Annotated in this window: 7 protein-coding genes and 1 riboswitch; of the genes, 6 read left to right on the plus strand and 1 reads right to left on the minus strand. The window is 69.6% G+C overall.

Features of this window, described 5'->3' with window-relative positions; translation table 11 throughout:
• Window positions 1-189: 189 nt before the first annotated feature.
• A complete protein-coding gene (locus tag ACFYTE_RS26625) occupies window positions 190-591 on the minus strand; it encodes a hypothetical protein (RefSeq protein WP_388715266.1) in 402 nt (133 codons plus the stop codon).
• A 145-nt stretch (window positions 592-736) separates the two neighbouring features.
• Here ACFYTE_RS26625 and ACFYTE_RS26630 point away from each other — a divergent pair, with 145 nt between their 5' ends.
• The 6 genes from ACFYTE_RS26630 (at window position 737) to ACFYTE_RS26655 (ending at window position 7,877) form a co-directional block, all read left to right on the plus strand.
• Window positions 737-1,357 carry a heme-copper oxidase subunit III gene (locus ACFYTE_RS26630; protein ID WP_388715269.1) on the plus strand — a complete coding sequence of 207 codons (621 nt, stop codon included), beginning with the start codon at window positions 737-739 and terminating at the stop codon, window positions 1,355-1,357.
• A gap of 75 nt (window positions 1,358-1,432) precedes the next feature.
• On the plus strand, window positions 1,433-2,245 hold the full coding sequence (locus ACFYTE_RS26635) for a c-type cytochrome (protein ID WP_388715272.1): 813 nt from the start codon (window positions 1,433-1,435) through the stop codon (window positions 2,243-2,245).
• Window positions 2,242-3,291, plus strand: a complete 1,050-nt coding sequence (locus tag ACFYTE_RS26640) for a Rieske 2Fe-2S domain-containing protein (protein WP_388715274.1) — start codon at window positions 2,242-2,244, stop codon at window positions 3,289-3,291. Before ACFYTE_RS26635 ends, ACFYTE_RS26640 begins: the two co-directional genes overlap by 4 nt.
• The gene (locus ACFYTE_RS26645) at window positions 3,288-4,925 is read left to right on the plus strand and encodes a cytochrome bc complex cytochrome b subunit (RefSeq protein WP_388715276.1); all 1,638 of its coding nucleotides are present in this window, start codon (window positions 3,288-3,290) and stop codon (window positions 4,923-4,925) included. Before ACFYTE_RS26640 ends, ACFYTE_RS26645 begins: the two co-directional genes overlap by 4 nt.
• Window positions 4,926-5,053: 128 nt before the next feature.
• Window positions 5,054-6,118 carry an anthranilate phosphoribosyltransferase gene (trpD, locus tag ACFYTE_RS26650; protein WP_388715279.1) on the plus strand — a complete coding sequence of 355 codons (1,065 nt, stop codon included), beginning with the start codon at window positions 5,054-5,056 and terminating at the stop codon, window positions 6,116-6,118.
• A gap of 88 nt (window positions 6,119-6,206) precedes the next feature.
• Window positions 6,207-6,323: riboswitch (SAM riboswitch) on the plus strand.
• A gap of 192 nt (window positions 6,324-6,515) precedes the next feature.
• Window positions 6,516-7,877: an aminotransferase class V-fold PLP-dependent enzyme gene (locus ACFYTE_RS26655; protein WP_388715281.1), complete on the plus strand. Its 1,362-nt coding sequence runs from the start codon at window positions 6,516-6,518 to the stop codon at window positions 7,875-7,877.
• The last annotated feature ends 379 nt before the right edge of the window (window positions 7,878-8,256 follow it).

Genomic DNA, 8,256 nt, shown 5'->3' on the forward strand with positions numbered 1-8,256 from the left:
AGGCGTTGCACGGCCTGCCGGGGGCGCGACCAGCCGCGACGCAGCCGCAGCCGCCGGACGGCATCCGGCCCTGCCGGGGGGCGCGACCAGCCACAACGCAGCCGCAGCCGCAGCCGCAGCCGCAGCCGCCGGACGGCATGCGGCCCTGCCGGGGGGCGCGACCAGCCACAACGCAGCCGCAGCCGCCCCCTACAGCGGAGCGAGCCGCTTCGACCGCAGCAAAGACGCCAGCGCCGACGCGAACTCCACCGGCTCAACCGGCAGGGTCACCGCGGCGTCGGCCCGGCTCCAGGTGGCCAGCCACGCGTCCTGGGGCCGTCCCATCAGCAACAGCACCGGCGGGCAGTGGAACACCTCGTCCTTGATCTGCCGGCAGACCCCCATGCCACCCATCGGCACGGCCTCACCGTCCAGCACGCAGACGTCGATCCCGCCGCGGTCCAACTCACGCAGGACGGCGGCCGGGGTCGCGCACTCCACGAACTCGACCAGGGGCACATCGGGGGCCGGCCGCCGGCCGGTGGCCATCCGTACCTGCTCGCGGGTGGTGGAGTCGTCGCTGTAGACCAGCACCGTGGCGGTCGGCTGCATTGTTCCTCCGAGACGTCGGCGTCGTGCGGGCAAGGCCGTTGGGCCGGATGCTACTCCCATGAACACCATGTCAACACCGGTATGACAGGGGCGGACACTCCGAACGGCACCCCCGGGAGTGAGGGCGGGATAAGCGACCGACATAATGTCGGGCGTGGCGACAGCAACGACAGTAGAAACCGGGCACGCGCACCCGTCGGTCAACCGGCCGAACCTCACCAGCGTCGGAACCATCATCTGGCTGAGTTCCGAGCTGATGTTCTTCGCGGCCCTCTTCGCGATGTACTTCACCCTGCGATCGGTGACGGGACCGACCCACTGGAAGTCGATGGCGCACGCGCTCAACGTGCCCTTCTCGGCGACGAACACCACGATCCTGGTGCTTTCCTCGCTCACCTGCCAGCTCGGCGTGTTCGCCGCCGAGCGCGGTGACGTGAAGAAGCTCCGCGGCTGGTTCATCGTCACCTTCATCATGGGCGCGATCTTCATCGGCGGTCAGATCTACGAGTACACGGAGCTGGTGAAGAAGGACGGCATCTCGCTGTCCTCCGACCCGTACGGTTCCGTGTTCTACCTGACCACCGGCTTCCACGGCCTGCACGTGACGGGCGGGCTCATCGCCTTCCTGCTGGTCCTCGGCCGCACCTATGCGGCGAAGAGGTTCACGCACGAGCAGGCGACCGCCGCCATCGTCGTGTCCTACTACTGGCACTTCGTCGATGTCGTCTGGATCGGCCTCTTCGCCACGATCTACTTGATCAAGTAAATCGGCGCGCCGGACGACGGCCACCGATCCACCACAGAAGCATCGACGCAGAAGATCCTGACACCGGGGTAATCCGTGAAAAAGCTCTCCGCACGACGACGCCATCCGCTGGCGGCGGTCGTCGTCCTACTCTTCGCGCTGGCGGCCACCGGGGGGCTGTACGCCGCGTTCGCGCCCGCGAGCAAGGCGCAGGCCGACACGACCGCCCAGTCCCTGACCATCGAGGAGGGCAAGAAGCTCTACTCGGTCGGCTGCGCCAGCTGCCACGGCACCGGTGGCCAGGGCTCCTCCGACGGGCCGAGCCTCGTGGGTGTGGGCGCCGCGGCCGTGGACTTCCAGGTGGGCACCGGCCGGATGCCGGCCGCGACCTCCCAGGGCGCCCAGGTCCCGAGCAAGAAGAACATCTACACGCAGGCCCAGATCGACCAGCTCGCGGCCTACATCGCCTCGCTGGGCGCCGGTCCTGAGGTGCCGACGAAGGCGCAGTACGGCCCGGAGGGCGCGGACATCGCCAAGGGCGGTGATCTGTTCCGCACCAACTGCGCGCAGTGCCACAACTTCACCGGCAAGGGCGGTGCGCTGACCAAGGGCAAGTTCGCGCCGAACCTCGAAGGCGTCGACCCGAAGCACATCTACGAGGCCATGCAGACCGGCCCGCAGAACATGCCCTCCTTCCCCGACACCACGCTGTCGGAGAAGAACAAGAAGGACATCATCGCGTACCTGGACGCGGTCAACAGCAGTGACACCGAGAACCCCGGTGGCCTGTCTCTGGGCGGTCTCGGACCGGTCAGCGAGGGTCTGTTCGCGTGGATCTTCGGACTGGGCGCACTGGTCGCGGTCGCCGTCTGGGTCGCCGCTCGGACCGCAAAGGCCAAGAGGTCATGAGTAGCCAAGACATTCCAGAAGAGAACCTGCCCGCCGAGCAGGCCGGCGCGCTGAGCGTCGCGGACGAGAAGGATCCGTTCGCCGACCCGGGGCTGCCGCCGCACGAGCACCGTATCCAGGACATCGACGAGCGGGCCGCCAAGCGGTCCGAGCGGGTCGTCGCCCTGCTGTTCACGGTGTCGATGCTGGCCACCGTCGGCTTCATCGCCGCGTACGTGGCGATCCCGCACGACAAGTCGATCTTCGTCTTCCCGATCGGTCACATCAGCGCGCTCAACTTCGCGCTCGGCATGACGCTCGGCGCGGCGCTGTTCTGCATCGGCGCGGGCGCGGTCCACTGGGCCCGCACCCTGATGTCCGACGCGGAGATCGCCGACGAGCGGCACGCGATCGAGGCGTCCCCCGAGGTCCGTGCCAAGGTGCACGAGGACTTCAAGCAGGGCGCCAAGGAGTCCGCGCTCGGCCGCCGCAAGCTGATCCGCAACACGATGTTCGGCGCGCTCACCCTGGTGCCGCTCTCCGGCGTCGTGCTGCTGCGCGACCTCGGCCCGCTGCCCGAGAGCAAGCTGCGCCACACGATGTGGAAGAACGGCACGCTGCTCGTCAACATGAACACCAACGAGCCGCTGCGTCCCTCGGACGTCGCCGTCGGCTCGCTGACCTTCGCCAAGCCCGAGGGCCTGGAGGAGCACGACGAGAACTTCCAGAACGAGATCGCCAAGGCGGCCCTGATGATCGTCCGGATCCAGCCGGACAACATCAAGGACAAGCGCGAGCTTGAGTGGTCGCACGAGGGCATCGTGGCCTACTCGAAGATCTGCACCCACGTCGGCTGCCCGATCTCGCTGTACGAGCAGCAGACGCACCACGTGCTCTGCCCGTGCCACCAGTCCACCTTCGACCTCTCCGACGGTGCCCGAGTGATCTTCGGCCCCGCCGGTCACGCCCTGCCGCAGCTGCGCATCGGCGTGAGCGACGAGGGCTACCTCCAGGCGCTCGGCGACTTCGCGGAGCCCGTCGGTCCTGCTTTCTGGGAGCGCGGATGAGCACTGCATCGAACCAAGAGTCCCGCTCTCGCGGGAAGGCACCGGCCGGCGAGCGCGTCGCCGACTGGGCCGACGGCCGGCTCGGGATCTACTCCCTGGCCAAGGCCAACATGCGCAAGATCTTCCCCGACCACTGGTCGTTCATGTTGGGCGAGGTCTGCCTGTACAGCTTCATCATCATCATCCTCACGGGTGTGTATCTGACGCTGTTCTTCCACCCGTCGATGAACGAGGTGGAGTACCACGGCTCGTACGTCCCGCTGCAGGGCCAGCTGATGTCCGAGGCGTTCAGCTCGACCCTGCACATCTCCTTCGACGTGCGCGGTGGTCTGCTGGTCCGGCAGATCCACCACTGGGCGGCGCTGATCTTCCTCGCCGGCATGTTCGTGCACATGATGCGCGTGTTCTTCACCGGTGCGTTCCGCAAGCCGCGTGAGATCAACTGGCTGTTCGGCTTCCTGCTGTTCGTCCTCGGCATGTTCACCGGTTTCACCGGTTACTCGCTCCCGGACGACCTGCTCTCCGGCACCGGTGTCCGCTTCATGGAGGGCGCGATCCTGTCCGTGCCGATCGTCGGCACGTACCTGTCGTTCTTCCTCTTCGGCGGCGAGTTCCCCGGCCACGACTTCGTGGCCCGGTTCTACTCGGTCCACATCCTGCTGCTGCCGGGCATCATGCTCGGCCTGGTGGTGGGCCACCTGATCCTGGTCTTCTACCACAAGCACACGCAGTTCGCGGGCCCCGGGAAGACCGAGAAGAACGTCGTCGGCATGCCGCTGCTGCCGGTCTACATGGCCAAGGCCGGAGGCTTCTTCTTCCTGGTCTTCGGTGTCATCGCGGCCATCGCGGCCGTCGCGCAGATCAACCCGATCTGGGCCATCGGCCCCTACCGTGCGGACCAGGTGTCCACCGGCGCCCAGCCCGACTGGTACATGGGCTTCGCCGAGGGTCTGATCCGCTTCATGCCGGGCTGGGAGATCAACCTCTGGGGTCACACGCTCGTCCTGGGCGTCTTCATCCCGCTGGTCGTCTTCCCGCTGGTCCTGGCGGCGATCGCGGTCTACCCGTTCATCGAGTCCTGGATCACCGGCGACAAGCGCGAGCACCACATCCTGGACCGCCCGCGCAACGCCCCGACCCGGACCGCGTTCGGTGTCGCCTGGATCACCGTCTACATGATCACGCTGGTCGGCGGTGGCAACGACCTGTGGGCCACGCATCTGCACCTGTCGATCAACGCCGTCACCTGGTTCGTCCGGATCTTCTTCTTCGTCGGACCGGTCATCGCGTTCATCGCCACCAAGCGGATCTGCCTCGGCCTGCAGCGCCGCGACCGCGACAAGGTGCTGCACGGCCGCGAGACCGGCATCATCAAGCGCCTGCCGCACGGTGAGTTCATCGAGGTCCACGAGCCGCTCACCCAGGAGCAGCTGCACACCCTCACGGCCCACCACCAGTACGAGCCGGCCGAGGTCGGTCCGACGGTCGACGAGAACGGTGTCGAGCGGAAGGTGAAGGGGGCCGAGAAGCTGCGCGCCAAGCTCAGCGACGCCTACTACGGCGAGGACGCCCAGATCCCGAAGCCCACCGTCGAGGAGTACAAGGAGATCACGAGCGGCCACGGCCACCACTGATCGCTGCGCACGCCACGCCACGCGCGAGGGGCCCCGTCCGGTGTTCGGACGGGGCCCCTCGGGTATCCGCCGGATGGATAGGGTGGAGCCGATCCGTACCTGACGACGACCGACGACCGGAGCGGCTGATGAGCGCTGTGACCCCCGCTGGAGGCGACACCGCGGCGGGCCGTTCCTGGCCCGACCTGCTGAGCACGCTGCTCGGCGGCCAGGACCTGAGCGCCGGTGACACGGCCTGGGCCATGGACCGCATCATGTCCGGCGAGGCCGCGGACGCCCAGGTCGCCGGCTTTCTGGTGGCGCTGCGGGCCAAGGGGGAGACGGTCGAGGAGATCACCGGCCTGGTCGAGGCGATGTACCAGCACGCCAAGCCGCTGCACATCCCCGGTCCGGCCGTCGACATCGTCGGCACGGGCGGCGACCGGGCCAAGACGGTCAACATCTCCACGATGTCCGCCATCGTGCTCGCGGGGACCGGCGCGAAGGTCGTCAAGCACGGCAACCGGGCCTCCTCCTCGGCGAGCGGATCCTCCGACGTGCTCGAACAGCTCGGCATCAACCTGGATCTGACGCCGGAACGGGTGGCGCGGGTGGTCGAGGAGGCCGGGATCACCTTCTGTTTCGCGGCCACCTTCCACCCCTCGATGCGGTTCGTCGGCGCCGTCCGGCGGGACCTCGGGATTCCGACCTCGTTCAACCTCCTCGGCCCGCTGACCAATCCGGCCCGGGTCACCGCCTCCGCGATCGGCTGCTTCGACACCCGGATGGCGGGGCTCATCGCCGGGGTGCTGGCCGAACGCGGCTCGTCCGCGCTGGTCTTCCGCGGGGACGACGGCCTGGACGAGCTGACGACCACCGCCACCTCCCGGGTCTGGGTGGTGCGCGACGGCAAGGTCACCGAGGATGTCTTCGACCCGCGCGAGGTCGGCCTCGACCTGGTCCCCGTGGCGGCGCTGCGCGGCGCCGACCCCGCCTACAACGCCGGGGTGGCCCGGCGGCTGCTGGACGGCGAGACGGGCCCGGTGCGGGACGCCGTGCTGCTGAACTCGGCGGCGGCCCTGGTCGCCCTGGAACCGGGGAGCGGGCCGCTGGCCGAGCAGATCCGGGCCAGCATGGCGAAGGCCGCCGAGGCGATCGACTCCGGCGCGGCCCGCCGGACGCTCGCACGCTGGGCCGCCGCCAGCCACGCGTGAAGCCCCGTACGGCGATGTGACGCAGGGCGTGGTCCAGGATCCGGACCGCGCCTTGCGCATCGATGATCGTGTGGCAGGATGTCCATCAGGTCATGAGCGACAGTCATTCGGCCCCGGCCGACTGTCCGGCAACCCTCCGTCCGTGGCGGGGTGCCCCGGGTGAAGACCAGGCCGTAGGCAGCGAGGTCTGCGGCAAGCGCGGACCCCTCGCACTCTGCTGAGTGACAAGCCCAGGGGTCCTGGTCGTCGAGGGAGCCTCTCGTGAGCAAGCGAATGCGATAGGGCCGCAGAGCCCCGCCTCCGCATACCCCTTTTTCCTCCCCACGTCGAGCCCTGCCCGATGCCGCAGGTGTCTCCTCGCGTGGTGAATTCCGCCTGCTTTCACGGGAGTTGTGCCATGTCCGTCTCCACCGCTGCCTCCGCCCAGTCCGTCCGCGCCCCGCTGCCCGTCCTCGGCCGTGATGTCACCGTGCCGCTCGTCACCGGCGGCGAGGTCACCTACGCCGCCCTCGACTACGCGGCCAGCGCCCCCGCCCTCCAGCGTGTCTGGGACGACGTGGCCGCCTACGCCCCCTACTACGGCAGCGTGCACCGCGGCGCCGGCTACCTCTCGCAGCTGTCCACCGACCTGTTCGAGAACGCCCGCGCGACCATCGCCGAGTTCCTGGACTGCCGCCCCGACGACCAGCTGATCTTCACCCGCTCCACCACCGACTCGCTCAACCTGCTGGCGGCCGTGCTCCCGGCCGACTGTCAGGTCTTCGTCTTCGAGACCGAGCACCACGCCTCACTGCTGCCCTGGAAGGACGCCCAGGTCAGCTACCTCGACGCACCGCGCACCCCGGCGCAGGCGGTCGCGACCCTCGACGCGGCGCTGGCCGGCCGCGACGGGCACGGCCCGGCCCTGGTCTGCGTCACCGGCGCCTCCAACGTCACCGGTGAGCTGTGGCCGGTGCGCGAGCTGGCCGCCGCCGCGCATGCGCACGGCGCCCGGATCGTCCTCGACGCCGCCCAGCTCGCCCCGCACCACCCGGTGTCGGTACGGGATCTCGACGTCGACTGGGTCGCCTTCTCCGGACACAAGCTGTACGCGCCGTTCGGGACCGGCGTGCTCGCCGGACGCGCCGACTGGCTGCGCGCCGCCGAGCCGTACCTCGCGGGCGGTGGGGCGAGCCGTACGGTCACCCGGCGGGCGGACGGGAGCGTGGCCGTGGAGTGGCACGAGACGGCTGCCCGCCATGAGGCCGGCTCGCCGAACGTGATCGGCGCCTACGCCGTCGCCTCCGCCTGCAAGGCCCTCACGGAGGCCGGCTTCGACACCCTGGTCGCCCGCGAGCGGCACCTGATCGAGAAGGTCCGTGCGGGCCTGGCCGAGGTCCCCGAGGTCCGGGTCCTCTCCCTCTTCGGCGACGACGCGCCCCGGGTGGGCGTGCTCTCCTTCGTGGTCGAGGGCTGGAACAGCTCCCACTTCGCGGCCGCGCTCTCCGCCGAGTACGGCATCGGCGTCCGCGACGGGCTCTTCTGTGCCCACCCCCTCGTCCGCACCCTCCTGGGCAGCGACCCGCAGTCCCAGGGCGAGTGCGGCGCCCCGGAGGCCGCGCCCGGCGAGAAGTCCCTCAACGCGATCCGCGTCAGCTTCGGCGCGGGTACGCCCGACGAACACGTCGAGCGCTTCGTGACCGCCGTACGGCAACTCGTCCGCGACGGCGCAAAGTGGCACTACCACACAGAAAACGGCCGCTGCGTCCCCACCACCTGACCCAAACCGCCACAGAGGGCACCCCAAAGGGCAGCGCGACCAACCACGACGGCGCCGCGGCCGACGACCGGCAGCCGCCCCTGAAGGGGCGCGGGGAACGGCGCGATCAGCCACGATGGCGCGGCGGCCGACGGCTGGCGGTTGCCCCCGGAGGGGCGCGGGGAACGGCGCGATCAGCCACGACGGCGCGGCGGCCGACGGCTGGCGGTTGCCCCCGGAGGGGCGCGGGGAACGGCGCGATCAACCACGACGGCGCGGCGGCCGACGGCTGGCGGTTGCCCCCGGGGGGTGCCTCTATGTCGTTCGTCAAGGCGCCTATGTCGGGTTTGAGGCGGTTCGGGGTTTCTGGGTTATGCGGCGAGCTCGATGTTCTTCGGCG

The sequence above is a fragment of the Streptomyces sp. NPDC004629 genome (assembly GCF_042873595.1).
GTDB lineage: Bacteria > Actinomycetota > Actinomycetes > Streptomycetales > Streptomycetaceae > Streptomyces.